Origin of the sequence: Actinoplanes rectilineatus (assembly GCF_000962825.1) — a bacterium.
In the GTDB taxonomy this organism is placed as follows: Bacteria; Actinomycetota; Actinomycetes; order Mycobacteriales; family Micromonosporaceae; genus Actinoplanes; species Actinoplanes rectilineatus.
In genome coordinates this window covers 1-295 of sequence record NZ_JZKF01000285.1, presented here as the reverse complement: position 1 = coordinate 295, position 295 = coordinate 1, and the positions used below count along the sequence as shown (strand labels likewise).

At 66.1% G+C, this 295-nt stretch carries 1 protein-coding gene; it reads left to right on the top strand.

All coding sequences use genetic code 11. From position 1 onward, the window contains the following. Positions 1-295, top strand: a 295-nt coding sequence (locus WH85_RS46430) for an AMP-binding protein (protein ID WP_045748625.1), incomplete at both ends; no start/stop codon positions are given.

The window sequence follows — 295 nt, the reverse complement described above, 5'->3', positions numbered from 1 at the left end:
TGATGGGTGATCGTGCCCGTCTGGTGAACATGTACGGCATCACGGAGACGACCGTCCACGTGACGTTCCAGGAGCTCACGCCGTCGTCGGTGGAGGAGACGCGGAGTCTGATCGGGCGTCCGCTGGCTGATTTGCGGGTGCGGATCGTCGACCGGCATCTGCGACCCTGCCCGATCGGGGTTACCGGTGAACTGCTCGTCGCCGGGGACGGTGTCTCGGACGGCTATCTGGGTGATCCGGAGAAGACGGCGCAGCGGTTCCTGCCGGGTGGCTGGTATCGGACCGGTGACCTGGG